15 protein-coding genes and 2 pseudogenes are annotated in these 16,701 nt (G+C 49.0%); 13 read left to right on the top strand and 4 right to left on the bottom strand.

Features of this window, described 5'->3' with window-relative positions; genetic code table 11:
- Positions 1–98: 98 nt before the first annotated feature.
- Positions 99–703: pseudogene (gene plsY, locus CGZ65_RS07735) on the bottom strand (glycerol-3-phosphate 1-O-acyltransferase PlsY).
- Between the two features lie 58 nt (positions 704–761).
- Here plsY and folB point away from each other — a divergent pair.
- Together folB and CGZ65_RS07725 are read left to right on the top strand one after the other, a co-directional pair.
- On the top strand, positions 762–1,112 hold the full coding sequence (gene folB / locus CGZ65_RS07730; protein ID WP_096296135.1) for a dihydroneopterin aldolase: 351 nt from the start codon (positions 762–764) through the stop codon (positions 1,110–1,112).
- A 40-nt stretch (positions 1,113–1,152) separates the two neighbouring features.
- Positions 1,153–1,689, top strand: a complete 537-nt coding sequence (locus tag CGZ65_RS07725; protein WP_096295427.1) for an NUDIX hydrolase — start codon at positions 1,153–1,155, stop codon at positions 1,687–1,689.
- Positions 1,690–1,751: 62 nt separating this feature from the next.
- On the opposite strand, the gene CGZ65_RS07720 is transcribed toward CGZ65_RS07725, so the two are convergent.
- A complete protein-coding gene (locus CGZ65_RS07720; protein WP_232507401.1) occupies positions 1,752–2,048 on the bottom strand; it encodes a cupin domain-containing protein in 297 nt (98 codons plus the stop codon).
- A gap of 187 nt (positions 2,049–2,235) precedes the next feature.
- Positions 2,236–3,387: an FAD-dependent monooxygenase gene (locus tag CGZ65_RS07715; protein WP_096295426.1), complete on the bottom strand. Its 1,152-nt coding sequence runs from the start codon at positions 3,385–3,387 to the stop codon at positions 2,236–2,238.
- A gap of 141 nt (positions 3,388–3,528) precedes the next feature.
- Between CGZ65_RS07715 and surE the strand changes: the two genes are divergently transcribed.
- From surE to CGZ65_RS14120, 10 genes and pseudogenes are all read left to right on the top strand, one after another.
- Complete coding sequence (surE, locus tag CGZ65_RS07710) at positions 3,529–4,296, top strand: 5'/3'-nucleotidase SurE (RefSeq protein ID WP_096295425.1); 768 nt, start codon at positions 3,529–3,531, stop codon at positions 4,294–4,296.
- An 87-nt stretch (positions 4,297–4,383) separates the two neighbouring features.
- Positions 4,384–4,781, top strand: a pseudogene (locus tag CGZ65_RS07705) (energy-dependent translational throttle protein EttA); the annotation flags it as partial.
- A 99-nt stretch (positions 4,782–4,880) separates the two neighbouring features.
- On the top strand, positions 4,881–6,026 hold the full coding sequence (locus CGZ65_RS07700; protein WP_232507400.1) for a double zinc ribbon domain-containing protein: 1,146 nt from the start codon (positions 4,881–4,883) through the stop codon (positions 6,024–6,026).
- Between the two features lie 162 nt (positions 6,027–6,188).
- A complete protein-coding gene (locus CGZ65_RS07695; RefSeq protein WP_096295423.1) occupies positions 6,189–7,097 on the top strand; it encodes a peptidoglycan DD-metalloendopeptidase family protein in 909 nt (302 codons plus the stop codon).
- A gap of 167 nt (positions 7,098–7,264) precedes the next feature.
- Positions 7,265–7,813, top strand: coding sequence for a TetR/AcrR family transcriptional regulator (locus CGZ65_RS07690; protein WP_096295422.1), 549 nt, complete (start codon positions 7,265–7,267; stop codon positions 7,811–7,813).
- 274 nt (positions 7,814–8,087) lie between these two features.
- Positions 8,088–8,735, top strand: coding sequence for a TetR/AcrR family transcriptional regulator (locus CGZ65_RS07685; RefSeq protein WP_157742745.1), 648 nt, complete (start codon positions 8,088–8,090; stop codon positions 8,733–8,735).
- Complete coding sequence (locus CGZ65_RS07680) at positions 8,732–9,784, top strand: HlyD family secretion protein (RefSeq protein ID WP_096295420.1); 1,053 nt, start codon at positions 8,732–8,734, stop codon at positions 9,782–9,784. The genes CGZ65_RS07685 and CGZ65_RS07680 overlap by 4 nt, the downstream gene beginning before the upstream one ends.
- 65 nt (positions 9,785–9,849) lie before the next feature.
- Complete coding sequence (locus tag CGZ65_RS07675; protein ID WP_096295419.1) at positions 9,850–12,951, top strand: ABC transporter ATP-binding protein/permease; 3,102 nt, start codon at positions 9,850–9,852, stop codon at positions 12,949–12,951.
- Between the two features lie 8 nt (positions 12,952–12,959).
- Positions 12,960–13,307, top strand: coding sequence for a hypothetical protein (locus CGZ65_RS14125; protein ID WP_232507399.1), 348 nt, complete (start codon positions 12,960–12,962; stop codon positions 13,305–13,307).
- Complete coding sequence (locus CGZ65_RS14120) at positions 13,295–13,939, top strand: ABC transporter permease (RefSeq protein WP_232507398.1); 645 nt, start codon at positions 13,295–13,297, stop codon at positions 13,937–13,939. Before CGZ65_RS14125 ends, CGZ65_RS14120 begins: the two co-directional genes overlap by 13 nt.
- A gap of 631 nt (positions 13,940–14,570) precedes the next feature.
- Here CGZ65_RS14120 and CGZ65_RS07665 read toward each other — a convergent pair.
- Positions 14,571–14,840 (bottom strand): hypothetical protein, encoded by a 270-nt coding sequence (locus tag CGZ65_RS07665; protein WP_096295418.1) that lies wholly within the window; start codon positions 14,838–14,840, stop codon positions 14,571–14,573.
- A 225-nt stretch (positions 14,841–15,065) separates the two neighbouring features.
- Here CGZ65_RS07665 and CGZ65_RS07660 point away from each other — a divergent pair, with 225 nt between their 5' ends.
- Entirely contained in the window at positions 15,066–16,538 is a 1,473-nt protein-coding gene (locus tag CGZ65_RS07660) for a TolC family protein (protein WP_096295417.1), read from the top strand.
- Positions 16,539–16,701 lie beyond the last annotated feature (163 nt).

Here is a 16,701-nt window from a genome sequence, read left to right as displayed (position 1 = left end):
TAGCCGAATTATATTTGAGTAAGTACATTATTGTATGTATCGAGGCATAAAAAAGCCCGACAATGTCAGGCTTTAACATAAGGCTGCATTGGGAAAAGTTATGAAGCTTTATCGCCGATTTTGCTTTCTTTTCCGGAAAGCAGATTGATAATATTGCTTTTATGACGATACAGCACCAAGACCGCAATCACCGTTGTAGCCCATATCCAAGACGGGTAAGGCATGAAGAAATAGGCCGCAATCGGGCTGATTAACGCGGCCGCTATAGCTGCCAGTGAGGAAACTTTAAAACCGAAAGCCACGACCAGCCATACAATGGCGCATACCAAACCGGTCGGCCAAGAAAGCGCCAGCAATGCCCCAATGCCGTGGCCACGCCTTTGCCGCCTTTGAAGCGGAAGAATATCGGCCACATGTGTCCGACCAACACGGCCACTGCACACGCGCCGATGGTAGTCATGGTAAGGTTGATTTCGGTTTCCATCCACCGAACCAACCACACAGCCGCAAAGCCTTTAAACGCATCGCCCAGCAAGGTTAATGCAGCCGCTTTTTTCTTGCCGCTGCGCAAAACATTGGTCGCGCCCGGATTGCCGGAACCGTAGGTGCGCGGATCATTCATGCCGTATGCTTTCGACACAATTACCGCAAAAGACAATGAACCGATTAAATAAGCCGAAACCACCGCTAAAACATTGTACATTTTGTATGCTTTGCTTAGAATGAAAGGGGTATTCTATCCAAAAAACGGGACAATGCAAATGGATAAAATTTTTTTACGCGGCATGAAAGCCGACACGCTGGTTGGCATCTACGATTGGGAACGCGAGCGCCTGCAAACGCTGGTGCTGGATTTAGATATAGGCGTGCCGGAAAAATCTGCGCTGAGCGACGACATCGGCGACACGGTACACTACGGCGAAGTCTGCGAAGCTGTGCGCAACAGTCTGCGCGAACAGGATTTTTTGTTGCTGGAAGGTTTGGCCGAGCATGTGGCCAAGTTGGTTTTGGAAGATTTCAATGCGTTGTGGGTGCGCGTGAGAATTGTCAAACCGGGCATTCTGCCGGACGTAAAAGAAGTGGGCGTGGAAATCGAGCGCAGCAAAAATTGATTTCAGACGGCCTGTTTGTCTTAATTAAAGAAAGCATATCATGGATTTAAAAGAAACCTGTATCAGCAGCGAACCGATTTACGAAGGATCGTTTATCCGCATCAGCCGTGACCAAATCCGTTTGTCCAACGGTAAAGAAAGCCAGCGCATGGTAATCCGACATCCCGGCGCGGCTTGTGTGTTGGCCGTGACGGATAATGATGAAGTGGTGCTGGTGCGTCAATGGCGCTATGCCGCCGACCAAGCCGTATTGGAATTGCCGGCGGGTAAATTGGATGTAGAGGGCGAAGACCCGGCCGAATGCGCTTTACGTGAATTGGCCGAAGAAACCAACTATACCGCCGACAGCGTGAAGCTGCTGCACACTTTCTACACCGCAATCGGCTTTTGCGATGAAAAAATGTATCTCTACCAAGCCGACGGCGTGCGCATAGGCAGCACCTTGAGCAATGATGAAGACGAAATTACCGAAACCGTGTTACTCAGCCGAGAAGAAGTGAAAGCTGCGTTGAAGCACGATGAAATCAAAGATGCCAAAACCTTAGTCGGTCTGCAATATTGGTTGATGAATAGTTAAAAGGTTAATTGAAGTAACAGGCCGTCTGAAAGATTATCTTTCAGACGGCCTGATTTTATACTTTACAAGCAGCAGCTGCCGAAACGTAATTTCTTGCTGAACACCAATTCATGCGTTTTTTGTTTGAAGACTAAAATATTGGTGGCATCTTCCAAAGCGCGGATGCTGTGCGCCTCGTTCGGCTCAAGACGGACTACCTGCAAGCCTTGCGTGTCGAGTGTGCCTTCGGAAGTGATGATTTGTGCGCGGCCGTTGAGCACCAGTAATAACACAATCGCATCGGTTTCGTAAGTCGGGATTTCATTGTTTTTCTGTAAAGAAAGCTGTACGATTTCTTGGTCGTTGTCGCTGGAAATCACGCCGTCGAGCAGGGCTTTGGGTCGAGGGTATATTGTTTCATGATGTTTCCTTAAGCGTAAAAGTCAGCGGTTAGTATAATCTTTTATTTTGTTTCAATATTAAATATTCCAAGCTGTTTTGACATAAAACAAGGCCGTCTGAAAATTTTCAGACGGCCTGTAAATCACCCAATTAAAGTTTGAACAGTCACAAGCCCATCGCATGTTTGATCAGACGGTTTTTGACGAATGGCGCAGCGTTAACCAAATCCAAACCGGTGTTGCGCAGCCAAGGCAGCGCGGGCAGGGTGTTGTCGGCAAACAGACGGAACAGGCCGTCGCAGCCGTATTGCATGGTGCGTACCGGTTCGAGGCGGTTTTGCGCAAAACGTTTTAAAAATTGATACGCGCCGATGTCGGCTACGCCTTGGCTGAGTTTTTGCAATTCAAGCACGTCGCCGAAGCCTAAATTTACGCCTTGCCCCGCCAAAGGGTGAATGGTATGCGCGGCATCGCCAATCAATAAAATGCGCGACGCAAACGTGGTTTCAGGGCGGCGCAAAATCAGGTTGAAAGAAAACGCGGGCGAGAGCGGCGAGAGTTTGCCCAATATGCCTTCGCCTTGCGCAGTGATGGCCGCGGCCAAATCTTCGGGGCTGAGCTTGGTAAGTTTTTCCGGCTCGGCGGTGCTCCACACCACAGAAATTTTATGGTCGGGCAGCGGCAGATAAGCCAGCACCTCGCCGTTTTTAAACCATTGAAACGCCGTACCGTGATGGTTTTTTTCAGTGATAAAGTTGGCCACCACACCATGATGGCCGTAAGGATTTTCGCGCACTTTAATCCCTGCCTGCGTGCGTACCCAAGAATGGGCACCGTCGGCACCGATGATGAGTTTGGCCTGCACCGTGCCGCCGTTTTCCAAGCGCACAGTTGCCATTTGAATATCGGTTTCCAATTCGACCGCTTTTTGCGTGATGACCGGAATATCCAATGCACGGATTTGCTGCCACAATCCAGCCAATAGCCAACGGTTTTCCGCAATGGCGGTGAGCCGCGGCACGGGAATGTCGGCGGCTTTGAATTCGATGCGCCCGCCGTTGTCGCCGCGTACATCCATGGTTGCAACCGGCTGAATGCGGTTTTCAGACGGCCACGCATCCAATGATTGCAGCAAAGCCTGATTGGCGGGGCTAATCGCAAAAATGCGTGCGTCCCAACCGTTTTCCAAGCGGCTTAAATCGGTTTCGGCAGGGCGGATTTCCAGCAGGGCGGCATCACGGCCTTGGCGTTTGAGCGCCACAGCCGCTGCGGCACCGACCAAGCCGCCGCCGATAATCAGAATTTCGTGTTCAATCATGGCATGGTTTTCTAAAACGGATATGGTGCAGATTATAGCCTGTTTCAGACGGCCTTACTAACACACAAGGCCGTCTGAAACATAGACAAATCCCAAACCGCGCATTTACAATCGCATTCATCATCATTCGGGGATTAGCGCATGAATATTTTGATTTGTAACGACGACGGTTACCTCGCGCCGGGCATCGCGATTTTGGCACGGGTAGCGGCCGAATTTGCCAACGTGCGCGTGGTTGCGCCTGAGCGCGACCGCAGCGGTGTGAGCAATTCTTTAACGCTCGACCGGCCTTTACGTATCCGCCAGGCCGAAAACGGCTTTTATTATGTCAGCGGCACACCGACCGATTGCATCCATCTCGGTTTGCATGCGCTGCCGGAATTCCAACCCGATTTGGTGCTTTCCGGTATCAATAATGGTGCCAATATGGGTGATGATACGTTGTATTCGGGCACGGTTGCTGCGGCAACCGAAGCTTATTTGATGGGTATTCCGGCGGTAGCGGTTTCATTAAACGATTTCAGCGGCCGCTATTGGGATACCGCCGAAAAAGCCGCGTGGCTTCTGCTTGAGCATTTGCTGAAAAATCCGCCGCAACGGCCCATGCTGTGGAACATCAATATTCCTGCCGTGGCACCGGAAGATATTCAAGGCATCAAAATCACGCGCTTGGGAAGGCGCCACCACACGCAAAGCATTGTGCCGACGACCAATCCCCGCGGTGAGCCGGTGTATTGGATTGGTCCTGTCGGCGATATTTCCGACCGCGAAGAAGGCACGGATTTCGGTGAATGCGAAGCCGGCTTTATCACGGTGACACCGTTGCAAATTGATTTGACTTCACATGAAGAGCTAAGCGGTGTACGAATATTTTGGCAAAATGCGCCGCATAAACCGGCTTCAGAATAAGCGTGAAAACCGGTTTACTTTGGTTAATGTAAAAAATTTCAGACGGCCTGAAGCATAAAAAGGCCTAAAGAGAAATAACGAGGGTAAACGCGGCCGATTTTGGGGCGTTTCAATTTCAACGGCAGCGACCAAAGTAAAATTGTGGGCAATTCGTCAGGCGGCGAACGCGGACATTTGCATTTAGTCAAAACTTTATTGAGCGGCGGTAATGTGTTGTTGTTGGACGAACCGTCAAACGATTTGGACGTGGAAACCTTACGCGCTTTGGAAGATGCTTTGTTGGAATTTGCGGGCAGCGTGATGGTGATTTCGCACGACCGCTGGTTCTTGGACAGAATTGCCACGCATATTTTGGTGCGTGAAGGCGACAGCAAATGGGTATTCTTTGATAGAAGCTATCAAAAATGCGAATTCGATAAGAACACCATTTAGGCGAAGAAGGCGCGAAACCGAAACGCATTAAATACAAACCTGTAATGCGTTGATTTGATTATATTTCAGGCAGCCTGAAATATATCTGGTGAATTAAAATTGCAACGATACAGCGTTGCCCACTCCTTTATGTACTTCTATATACACGGCAGTTGTGGTCGCCTTGTCTCGTTTTTATTTTAATCCACTATACATTAAAGAAAAGGTGTTTAGTCATGAAATTCAAAATAAACAAGAAAAATGAAACACTTACTGAAACCAATCGCCATACTGAAAAATGGTTTAGACGTGGTTTGTGGCTGTTGTCGTTTATTTTTGCGTCTTTTTTAATTGGACTGGGTGGCAAAATTGTCAATGATTTACCCAAAGTGGAAAGTCAGCGCGAATGGGAAAGTTACGTTAGCCCAGACAAATTGAATACGATAGACAACGCAAAAAAATCTTGGGAAGCCAAACGCGACCAACATGAAAAATCGCTAGCGCAAGCCAAATTGGCATTAGAAAAACAAGAAAACGAAACGCAAGCACAACGTGAAAAATTTGCAGCTTCATTGGCAACACGCCACACAACAGGGATTCTTTCTGAAAACGAGCGCGTGTTTGAACGCACCAAAGAATACGAGCAACTAATAGACAAAGAACGTCAGTTAAATAATCAAGTTGCCCATATTCGCCAAGAAATTGCCGCAACCGAAGCACAAATGACTGAAGTGGAACGCGGACGCGAACAATTAGAAGCCGAAGGACGTAAACTTAAAGAAATAGACGACCGCAAAATTGAGCTGAAAATCTTTTTGTATCGTTTGGCTTTGACTTTGCCGTTGTTGTTGGTGGCGGCGTGGTTGTTTAAAACGCAGCGGCATTCGCGTTGGTTTCCGTTTGTTTGGGGATTTATTTTCTTTGCGCTGTTTGCGTTTTTTGTGGAGCTTGTGCCGTATTTGCCGAGTTACGGTGGTTATGTGCGTTATTTTGTGGGGATTGTGGGGACGTTGGTGGTTGGCAAATACGCGATAAATGCGATGTATCGTTATTTGGAGCAGAAGCAGGCGCAAGAAGCGTTGCCAGCTACTGAACGCGCAGCGTTAAATTACGAATTGGCGCAGAGTCGTTTGAGTAAACACATTTGTCCAGCGTGTGAGCGTCCGTTGGATTTTAGCAATCCGCAAATGGATTTTTGTCCGCATTGCAGCACGCGCCTGTTTCAAACGTGTGTACATTGCCAGACGCGGACCAGCGCGTTTAACCGCTACTGCTACCAGTGTGGCGCGGCAACAAAATCGCAAGAAAATATTTCCTAAAAATTTTCAGACTGCCTTAATTTATTGGATTTCAGGCAGCCTGAAACAAATCAATCAGCAGATTGGTTTGTCATTTTACCCATGCAACACTTGAGAATGGGGCGTATTTTGATTATGATATGCCCCAACAGAAATAGAAAACCCAAAACGAAGGTCATCCATATGTTGAAAAAAACCGCATTCTATGCCGGCTCGGCTACTTTGGCATTATTCTTAAGCGCGTGTGCCAGCCAGCAACCTGCACCTGTTGTCGCCGGTACTTCTTCCACCGCCCCGACTTCAACGGCAGCCAATCCATACGGCGACAATCCATACGATCCGAATGCGGCTTCCACCGTGGCCACAGATGCGTCATATGTTCCACCGACCGTACCACCTTTTTCTACCCCTGCTTACACCGGCTCGACCAGCGGCACTTACGTGCCTTCTTACGCACCGGTTGACGTGAATGCGGCAACGCATACCGTGGTGCGTGGCGATACCGTTTACAATATTTCCAAGCGCTACAACATCAACCAAAACGATTTGCGTTCATGGAATAATTTGGCTGACAACACCATCAGCGTGGGTCAGGTTTTGCGTGTGAAACCGGCAGGTTATGTGGCACCGGCTACCCCGGCTAGCACCACAGCGAATACGCCAACAGCTGCTCCGGTCCCTACTCCGGCTACAACCGCTGCCGTATCGACCGGCGCAACCCGCACCGTAAGCGGCATTACTTGGCAGCGCCCGACGGTGGGCAATGTAATTACCAATTTCGGCGGCAACAATAAAGGTGTAAACATTGCTGGTAATGCCGGTCAATCTGTGGTTGCGGCTGCGGACGGTAAAGTCGTGTATGCCGGTTCAGGCTTGCGCGGATACGGTAATTTGGTGATTGTGCAGCACAATTCTACTTTCCTGACTGCCTACGGCCATAACCAAAGCCTGATGGTTAACGAAGGCCAAACCGTGAAACGCGGCCAGATTATTGCCAAAATGGGCAGCACCGATGCACCGCGCAACCAATTGCACTTTGAAGTGCGCCAAAACGGCAAGCCGGTAAACCCGACTACTTACGTTCCGTTCTAAACCAACTGATTTTATTGAATCCGGATAAGGCCGTCTGAATCATGCATCTGCATGATTCAGACGGCTTTTTTTTAATTTTTCTTGCCTGAAACAAAATATCGGGAGCATAGTATTTTTTGATTGGACAAATGCCCAATCAAAAACAGAATAATCACAAGGAGAATCTCATGAACAGTATCACCATGCAGTTGGTGCGTGCCGGCATCAAGCTTTATCCAAGCCATGGATATGACGGCTTAACTGCTGAAGTCATCTCCAAAAATCTCAACATTTCTCCACAAACATACGAATCGATGTTCCCCGATAAAGATGAATTTATCAAAATCATGTTGCAGGAATTCAATGCCTGTCCGTTGGGCAGATTGTCATCCGATTTTGCGCCGCAAATGCCGCCGATAGAGCGTTTTCGTCAAATTGTATGGCGCTTGGCGGTGGCTTTGCGCTGCAACTTGGATTGGACGCACCGTATGCTGTTGGATGGCTGCTTAGGTGTCAAAATCATTAGGAGGGCCTTAAAAATACAAAATGAAATCATCGCTTTAGGCCTGATTAATTTGCTGCGTGAATGTTATGAGGGACTGGAAATTTCCGAATTGGAATTGCAAAACCGCTATGAGTTTTTAAAAGGTGCGGTATTCCTGCCGCTCATTATCACATATCGTGATGAGAAAATGGGGTATTGTCGGAAGATATCAGCAGCAATGTACCCGACCTGATGGCCGATACGCATATCCAGCAACATATCAGTTGGGCGTTTAAAGTATTATTCAATGATTGAATGCAATAGGCCGTCTGAACGTGCATGGCTTTCAGACGGCCTATCTGGTTTATTGAAAAAACATGAATTTGAACAAAGTTCTATGTAAACCCAAGAGTGAAAACACCATGTTATATTGATGGATGATAAGTATTTTTATTCTAAAAATTTTCTTGATAGGGAAAAATTTTTTCATCATAATTGGACGGGTGTCCAATAAAAAGGAAGTTGCCATGTCTGAACAAAGCGCACATGACAAATTCATTGCTGCCGGCAGCAAACTGTATCCCAAGTTAGGTTATTACAAGCTTTCGGTGCGCGTGTTGGCGGTTGAGGCGGGGTTAAGCTCGGGTATGTTTCATCATCTTTTTACCAATAAAGATGCCTTTATTCTTGAGTTGCTCAATCATCACAACAATGACATTTCTGCCAATCTCGACATGGCGGCGCTCTCGGATAATCCCTTTGAAAAGCTGCGCGCCATGGCGCAAGTTTTGGCCGAAAACATCCGCAATAATTTACAAATGATTCACCGCATGTTTGCCGATAGCGCGAATGGCGTTGATGTCATCAACCATTTTATCCGCACCACCATCGGGCAACGCATGGAATTATTCAGGAAAGTATTAGAAGAGTGCGGCAAGCTGGACAACGGTGTTCCGGCAACCGATATACAACGCTTGGGCTATTTCAGTGCGGCCGTAAATGCGCCGATGATTATCGGTTCGCGCTTTGGCCAAATGGATTTGCTGCCTCATACCATCAAAGGCCGGGTGGCGGATATTCTCACCGATGAGGCCATTACCGAACGCATCGACTGGTGTCTGAATGCGATGTTTCCCCATCACGCAAAATTCACCGATAAACAGGAAAAATCATGAAAAAAATCATCACGATTACCGTGGTTGCGGCATTGGCTGTCGGCGGTTTTTATTATTGGCAGCACCAACAAAGCGGCAAGTTGCCGGAAAATATTGCTCAATCCAACGGCCGCTTGGAATTAAACCGCATTGATGTCGCCAGTCTGTATGGCGGCCGGGTGTCGAAAATGAATGTGGAAGAAGGAGACGATGTGAAAGCAGGCGATGTGTTGGCGGAATTGTCTTCCGATACAAGCTCCAGTCGTTTGGCAGAAGCGCAGGCAGCGGCACGCCGTCAGCAAGAAGCGGTCACGCGTGCGCAAGCCGCCAAAGCACAGACGCAACAATCCGTTGCCCGAGCACAAGCCAATGTCGATTCAGCCCGTCAGCAGCAACGCGTGGCTAAATTGGAATTAGACAATGCCCGAAAATTGTTGGCCGACCAATTGGTTTCGCGTTCGGAAGTAACGAAACGCCAAGCCGATTATGAGCGTGCGACTGCCGGTGTGAAAGCCGCCGAAGCCGCCCGTGACGAAGCGCAAGCCGTTGTGGTGCAAACCGGTGCACAAATCGCCGAAGCGCAAGCAGGGGTGGAACAAGCCCAAGCACAAGTCAAATCCGCCACGTCCGCCAATGACGATATGAACATCCGCGCCCCGATTGACGGACGCGTGGAATACAAAATCGCCGAAGTCGGCAACGTGATTGCAGCAGGCAACAAAATCGTCAGCCTGTTGGATCCGAGCGATGTGTCGATGAACATTTTTCTGCCAACCGACAGCATGAGCCGTCTGAAAGTCGGTGATGAAGCCCGCATCAAGCTTGATGGCATCGATGCCGTGTTCCCTGCGGCTGTCAAATTCATCGCCACTGAGGCGCAATTCACACCAAAATCAGTGGAAACCGAAAGCGAGCGAGCCAAATTGATGTTTAAAGTGAAATTGCAAGTACCGTCTGAAACCGCTATGCGCTACAACCGTCTATTGAAAGGTGGCTTAACCGGCAATGGTTTTGTGAAAACGCAAGAAGGCGAATGGCCGTCTGAATTGGCGGTGAAGCTGCCGCAATAAGTTTCAATATTTTCAGACGGCCTTGAGGTAACGCAGGCCGTCTGAACCACATGAGTGAAATAAGCATGACAACAACCGCCGTTTCCCTTTCTGCTGTTTCCCACCACTACGGCAAAGTGCTGGCACTGGATAACGTATCGCTTGAAATCGGGCGTGGTCAGACCGTAGGTTTAATCGGCCCCGATGGCGTGGGCAAATCGACTTTATTGTCGTTGATTGCCGGTGTGCGCGTGATTCAAGAAGGCAGTGTGTCGGTGCTGGGTGGTGACATGGGCAACAAAGAGGCGCGGCGCGAATTGTCGCACCGCATTGCCTATATGCCGCAAGGGTTGGGACAGAATCTTTACCGCACCTTATCCGTATATGAAAATATCGATTTTCATGCGCGTTTGTTTGGTTTAAAGGCTCAAGAACGGGAACAGCGGATTACGCGTTTGGTAGCGGCAACGGGCTTGGATCCGTTTGTCGATCGTGCGGCAGGCAAGCTTTCCGGCGGTATGAAGCAGAAATTAAGTCTGTGTTGTGCCCTGGTACACAATCCTGATTTATTGATTTTGGACGAACCGACCACCGGTGTCGATCCCTTGTCCCGTCGCCAATTTTGGACGCTGGTTAACGATTTGCGCCAAGAAAACCAAGGCATGACGGTGATTGTGGCCACCGCTTATGTGGAAGAAGCGCAGCAATTCGAGCAGCTTTTGGCGATGGACGACGGCAAATTGTTGGCCAACCAATCGACGCAATCGGTTTTGGAGGAATACGGCACCGAAGTGCTGGAAGAAGCCTACATCAAAATGCTGCCCGAAGAAAAACAGACCGAAGGCATTTTAAATATTACGCCATTTGCCCCTGATTCCGATTTGCCACCGGCAATTGAAGCACACGGCTTAACCAAGCGTTTTGGCAATTTTACCGCCGTTGACCGGGTCAGCTTTACTATTCCGCAAGGCGAGATTTTCGGATTTTTGGGCAGTAACGGCTGCGGTAAATCCACCACCATGAAAATGCTTACCGGCTTACTGGAAGCGACCGAAGGCATGGCAGAATTGTTGGGCAGACCGATTGATGCAGGCGGCACCGACGTGAAAATGCGCGTGGGCTATATGTCGCAAGCGTTTTCGCTGTATGAAGAACTGAGTGTGCGCCAAAACTTGGATTTGCATGCCAAGCTTTACCAATTGGGTGACAAGGGCAAAGCGGCGGTAGATAGCGCATTACAGCAGTTTGAATTGGCTGAAGTGGCCGATACCGCGCCGTCATCGCTGCCTTTGGGCATCCGCCAGCGCCTGCAATTGGCCGCAGCGTGTCTGCATCATCCCGAAGTATTGATTTTGGACGAGCCTACTTCGGGCGTTGACCCTGCTGCCCGCGATATGTTTTGGCGCCATCTGCTCAAGCTCTCGCGCGAAGACAAAATCACCATTTTCGTCTCCACCCACTTTATGAACGAAGCCGAACGCTGCGACCGCATTTCCTTTATGCACAAAGGCCGTGTGTTGGGCGTGGGCACGCCGGAAGAATTGACCCGGGAGCAAAACGCACCGGATTTGGAAGAAGCATTTGTGCAGTATTTGATTGAAGCAGAAGGTGAAAACGAATCCGGTGAAAAAGTAGGTGGGCCAATCCAATCTGCGTCGGCTGCTTCAGACGGCCCGACCTCAACCGAATCACAACAGCCGGCTTTTCCAAATCAGGCGGCCAACGGCGAAACGGCCACACAATTGGCTGCCCGCGTGATTCAGGCCGACAGACAGCAAGACAGGCCGTCTGAAAACAAACAAGCCGAATCTGATTCATACGGCCTTGTCACCGATTCCGCACAGGCTGTGTCATTTCCTACAGAAAATGACACACAACATGTGACTGGCTCAAAACCACCATCTGTTCGGCAAAATAATGACTTTGCTTCTACGGAATATATCTCTATGCCGTCTGAAAACCAAACGGCAGAGACGCGCTCATTTAATCAACTTTCAGACGGCCCGTATACGCGAAGGCCGTCTGAAAACGCCAATCCCAAGCGCGACACCGAATCATTGAAATACTGGCTGGCAACGGTGTTCACCTTTGCACGGCGCGAAACCAAAGAATTAATCCGCGACAAAATCCGTTTGGTGTTTGCCGTATTCGGGCCGGTAATTATGCTGGCCGCAATGGCATGGGGCGTGTCGTTTGATGTGCAAAATCTAAAGTTTGCCGTGTACGACCGAGATCAAACCAGCGCAAGCCGTGAATTGGTGGAATATTTTTCCGGTTCGCGTTATTTCATCGAGCAGCCGCCGTTGCAAAGCGAAGCCGAAATTCAGACGGCCTTGGAAAGCTCGCAAGCAGTAATGGTGATGGATATTCCACACGGCTTCGGGCGCGATGTGGCGCGTGGTTTGTCGCCGGAAGTGGCTTTTTATATCGATGGTGCCATGCCGTTTAATGCTGCCAATATTCAAGGTTATGTCGCCAGTTTGGCCGGGGCATACAGCCGCGCTAAAATTGAAGCGCAAGGCTTGCCGGTAAATTTGAATCCGCCGGCTGTGGTCGAACCGCGCATGTTGTATAACCAAGATTTCAACAGCATCAACGCGATTGCACCGGGTGTGGTGATGCTGGTGTTGATTATGGTGCCGGCGATGATGGCGGCAGTAGGCGTGGTGCGTGAAAAAGAGGTTGGGTCGATTGCCAATTTTTATGCGTCGCCCGCCAGTGTGCCGCAATATTTAATCGGTAAGCAGCTGCCTTATATCGGCGTCGGCCTGATTAACTTTGCCGCCTTGGCGATGATGTTGGTGTTTTGGTTCGGTGTGCCGCTCAAAGGCTCGTTACTGGGCGTATTGATTGGCACAGTCTTGATTGTAACGGCTTCAACCGCTATGGGTTTGGTGATTTCCAGCTTTGTGCGTTCACAATTGGCGGCGATTTTCGCGGCGGCGATTATTTCTATTATCCCCACCATCAATTATTCGGGTTTCCTGTATTCACTTTCTGCCATGAGCGGGGCTTCGGTCATGTTCGGCAAAATCATGCCTGCCTCTTGGTATCGCAACATTACCGTCGGCAGCTTCACCAAAGGCCTAAACACAGCCGATTACACTACTGAATATGCAGCTATTGCGGCATTTGCGGCGGTGATGTTGGTTTTTGCCTGTATGCTTTTGAAAAAAAAGGAGAAATGATGAGATCCTTGCGTAATATTGTTACGCTGATGTTTAAGGAATTCCGCAGCCTGTTAACAGACCCGGTGCTTTTGGTATTGATTGGATTTATGTTTACCGGCTCAATTATCAGCTCGGCGCAAATCAGCACCGATGTGAAAAATGCGACGGTCGGCATCATCGATCAAGACCGCTCACCTTTGTCGCTGCGCATTCGTGATGCCATCTTGCCGCCTTATTTTAAAATGCCGGTGGAAATCAAGCGAGAAGCTGCCGACGAGCTGATGGATAAAAACAGTTTGATTTTTGTGTTGGAAATTCCCCGAATTTTGAACGCGATGTTCAAGCCGGACGCAGCCCGTCATTGCAGCTTTTAACCGATGCCACCATGATGACGCAGGCCGGTTTGGGGTCGGCCTATCTGACCCAGATTATCAATCGCGAAATTCAGGAATTTGTCGGCATGCCTTCGGTGCCGGCGGTCTCGCCGGTCATGAATATCCAGTTTAACCCCAATGGCGACAGCGTGTGGTTTCTGCCGATTATGCAGGAAGGCAACAATGCAGCTTTGCTGATTTTGATTTTGGTCGGTGCGGCGGTGATTCGTGAGCGCGAACGGGGCACCATCGAGCATCTCTTGGTAATGCCGGTGCGTAGTTTTGAATTGATGATGTCGAAGATTTTGGCCAATAGTTTGGTGATTATGGTGGTGGAATTATTGTCGGTATGGCTGCTTGTGCATCATGTACTGGGTGTGCCGATTAATGGTTCAATCGTGCTTTATGCGGCAGGCTTGTGGCTGTTTCTCTTTTGCGTGGCAGCCTTGGGTGTGATGCTGGCTACTGTCGCCCCGAGCATGGCTCAATTCGGTTTGCTGATTATCCGATCCACATGGTCACGCTGCTGTTTTCAGGGTCAACATCTTCACGCAGCAATATGCCTGAAGCAGCACAAAGGATTAGTGAATATTGGCCGCAAACGCAATTTGCCAATTTTTCGCAAAACGTAGTATTCCGCGGGGCGGGTTTGGATATTGTATGGCCGCAAATGCTTGCCTTAATGCTGCTGGGCTTGGCTTTTTGGGCTATGCCTTACTGCGTTTTAGAAAAATGCTTGAGCAGCAGGGATAATGTTTTCAGACGGCATAATGCCTTGGCGCAATCAAGAGTTTGCAGGCGGCTTATAGTGAACTGAAATAAGAAATTTGCTTCGTTGGCTGAGGCTTGCCGCATTTTGATGCTGCCCGGTCTCTTGCTGTTTAAGACAGTTATATTTTTCAGACGGCCTCAATGGGTAGGCAAGCCATCTGAAAAGAAGATAAATATGCAAAGAAAAAGCCGCCTGCAAAGAATGAGACGGCTTTTTCTGATTGGAGGCAGCCCGATAGAATCAGATTGAAGCCATTCGGAAGAATACATTGGAAACAATGTATCAAGGCTATATCTCTGAAATTAAAAACTGCTTAACGGTTAAGTAACCGGATAAAAATCACCATAACAGCCATTCCGATTGCAAGCCGCCAATAAAACATATCTTTGCCTGGAAAGAAAAATTTAAATCCTATCCCAATAATTAAGGAAGATATGGTAATAATTAATAACAGAAGGCATAATTTTTTCATGGTTAACCGGTTGTTCGTCTTAGAAATAGGGGCTGCCGACCGATGTTCCTATTGCGCTGGTTGCAAAAGCACCTCCGGCAGTCATTGCTGCCGAACGGATACCGTTCACTGGGCTGAATGCACCTCCTACTCCGCCAAGTGCTACCGCACCCAGAAATTTGTTGGGATCTTTGCCTCCCGCGGCTAAATAGCCGTATCCGACACCATATGCGCCGGCTACTGCACCTACTGCATTCGCAACCCAACCTCCGGATACATTTTGGATTTCTTCGGTACCCAGAACTTGCATGATAATTGTCTCCTATCAGATTAAAGCTTGAAACCAAACAGAATTTTCGATTTTTCAAAAATCCTGCACAATAAGAGAAAATATGAGGGTTAAGGTTTTTATGTTTTTTATAAAAAATCATTAAATTCAATTAATTTAAATTATAAAAGTTAAATCATTATGAAGATTGAATTTTGATTGTTACAGGAATACTTAAAGACCGTCTGAACACAAAAAGGACATTCGATGAAAAAATCCGTATCAATATCCGCTTTATGCGCTGCTGTGTTATTGGCCTTAACCGCTTGTCAAAGTACGCAGATTCCGCTTCATTCGGAGATTAATGTGCCGCAATCGTTTAACGAAAGCGAAGCCGCAAAAGGCAGCGAACAAATCGCCCAATGGTGGCAGCATTGGCACGATCCGGTGCTGAGCCGTTTGATTGGACAAGGTTTGGCGCAGGGCTATGACGTCAAAATCGCCATCAGCCGCTTAAACGAAACACGTGCCACCAGTCGGGCAGCCATCGCTGATTTGGGCCCGCAAGCCGGCTTGAGCGGGCAGGGTGCGGTGATGCGCGGAGAAGCGGATAACCCGCTCTCAGGCGTGCCGGCACAACTTCCGCAGGCAGGCACATTGGGCAATGACACGGTGGACATCAAAGGCAACCAGTTAGTCGGCGGCATATCCGCTTCGTGGGAGCCGGATATTTTCGGTCAGAAACGCAGCGACGCCGATGCCGCCTATTACGCCGCTTTGGGGCAGCAAGAGCAGGTCTATGGCGCGCAAATGTTGGTGGCCGGTGATATTGCCGAAAACTATTTTAAAGCACGTGCGGTGCAAGGCCGTCTGAAAGTCGCAGATACCAGTATTAACACACTCAAGCGCTTGCAGCAATATGTGCAGGGGCGTTTTAAAGCCGGTCATGTCAGTGGCTATGAAGTGAATGAAGTCGGTGTGCGGCTGACTGCCGCTGAAGCCAAACGTGCCACGCTGCAGGCCGAATATGAGGCTTATGTGCGCAGTATTGCCGTGTTGACGGGGAATGTACCGCAACGCTTTGATTTACCGCCATCAGGTGTCGATGTATTAGCCAAGCAACCGGCCGCACCGAGCGGGCAAACGCCGCAAGGCATGCTGGAGCGCCGCCCCGATTTACGCGCCCATACCGCGCAAGTGAATGCTTATGCCGCCAAACTGGCCAGTGCCAAAGCCGATTTATTGCCGCGGTTCAGCATTAATTTTTTGGGACAAGGCGCGCGCATCGGCATTGACGGCAGCGATGCCCTGAAAGGCTGGGCAAGCCTGTTGAGCGTAGGTATTCAAATGCCGATTCTCACCAATGGCCGGATTAAAGCCAATATTGCCGCTGCCGATGCCCGCCTTCAGACTGCCTTGCTGCAATATGACCTTCAACTTTTGATCGCATTGGGTGAAGTGGACAGCGCCTATCAAAGCGTGCATGCCATGCAGCGTCAAACCGCGCTGATGCAAACCGCCCACCGCCAGGCCGCACAGCACGCGAGCGACACGGAAAAGCTGTTCCGCAACGATTATAAAACCTTAGATCACGCCTTACGCGCGCATTTGAACGAAAACCAAATGCAGGAAAACCTGATTCAGGCGCAGCTTGCGCACGCGAAAATGCTGGTGTCACTTTATAAGGCTCTAGGCGGCGGTTGGTCGGATAGCCTAAACTCATCGGAATCGGGTGTGTGATATAGAAGGCCGTCTGAAAAGAATCGGATAGAATGCCAATTTATTTTCAGACGGCCTTTTTTGACAACGTGTCGTGTTTGTCACATATTTTTAAGTTTACAAATTTTAACGCACTAAAAATCTGCTCAAAAATCAGTCAAAAAAATCAATCTGCCCCTTTTCA

Source organism: Neisseria weixii, from assembly GCF_002327085.1.
Classification (GTDB): Bacteria; Pseudomonadota; Gammaproteobacteria; order Burkholderiales; family Neisseriaceae; genus Neisseria; species Neisseria weixii.
Note: the sequence above shows the minus strand (reverse complement) of the source record. Positions and strands in the feature narration are given on the sequence as shown.